Here is a 1,268-nt window from a genome sequence, read left to right on the forward strand (position 1 = left end):
TTATATTGATAAAGTTATATTGATAAAGAAGATGGAAAATATATTGTTAAAAAAGCACAAAGTGGTAGTTCAATAACAGTTAATGCCCCATTACATCAAAAAGATGATAGTAGTTTAGAATTATTATTATCAGATGAATTTGATATTGAAAATAATAAATTATCTTTAAATAAAGGTTTAAAARATACTATTGAACAAATGTTAAAATGAGTGTTTGAAATAAATAAAAAAATAAAATGAGAAAAAGTAAGTATATCTTATACACCTGATAGTGATAATTCTATTGATATTCCTGAATTTTCAGAAAAATATCGTTATCAAGTTTGATTATCACCAACTAATCGTAAAGGTGCTGAAGGTATGTTATGGCTTGAACCACCTTATTTTACAGAACAGAAAGAAAATAATACTTTATCTAAACATCAAGCAACTTGTTTTATTGATGATATGGATAAAAACCCTTATAGTATTGCTTTATATAGTGCTAGTGGTCGGATTTACTTAACGGATGGTTCAAAGGGTTCTAATATTCCAATTAATAGTGTTCGGGTTTTACGACAAGAGGTATAAGTATGGAAAATAAAGAAAATATTATTATTAAAAATGAAAATGGTACTTATTGACAAAGATTAGGTTTTGAACAAAGAAACCCAAGTCAAAGTTTTAAATCTTGAAAAAATCGTAAGTTTTTAAAATATGATAAATATCCATTTCATATTAAAAAAGCATATATTATGCGATATAATGCTTTATCAATTTTATATCATACACCATTTTTAAGTTTATATGGTTTATTTTTTACTAGTTTACATTTTAATTGAATACCAACATTAGAACCAGTTAAAAAGTTTATGTTTGGTCAGCACAATATAACTGATGGTGGTTTTTTTGGATATGCTGGGATTATTATTTCTTATCCAATATTACATGGTACTGCTTGATTAACGACAAAAATACCTAAAATACCAGCAATTAAATTACCAATTGGTAAATGTTTAGAACAAGTTTATAAAATACCAAGTTATATATTATATTTAATATTATTGGGTTGATTAATATTTCGTAAATATCTTAAAAAACATAATGTTAATATTTGTCATAATTGTAAAAAAACAATAGAACAAGTTAAAAGTTGAAATCAATATTGTCTTAAAAAAAGATGAAATAAATAGACTATATAGGGGTGGTAGATATTTTTGGGTGGTTATATAGTCTATTTTATAAATTATTTTGTTCTGAAAGAATAGATGGCCACTGTTTTAGTAAGG

General features: G+C 24.4%; 2 protein-coding genes. Both read left to right on the plus strand.

Annotated features, from left to right (window positions below; all coding sequences use genetic code 4):
* The first annotated feature begins 210 nt into the window (after positions 1-210).
* Positions 211-570 (plus strand): hypothetical protein, encoded by a 360-nt coding sequence (locus C6B38_RS04310; RefSeq protein ID WP_162475864.1) that lies wholly within the window; start codon positions 211-213, stop codon positions 568-570.
* Positions 571-572: 2 nt separating this feature from the next.
* Complete coding sequence (locus tag C6B38_RS04315) at positions 573-1,172, plus strand: hypothetical protein (RefSeq protein ID WP_105298783.1); 600 nt, start codon at positions 573-575, stop codon at positions 1,170-1,172.
* Positions 1,173-1,268: the final 96 nt, after the last annotated feature.

The organism is Spiroplasma sp. ChiS (assembly GCF_002968355.1).
In the GTDB taxonomy this organism is placed as follows: Bacteria; Bacillota_I; Bacilli_A; order Mycoplasmatales; family Mycoplasmataceae; genus Spiroplasma; species Spiroplasma citri.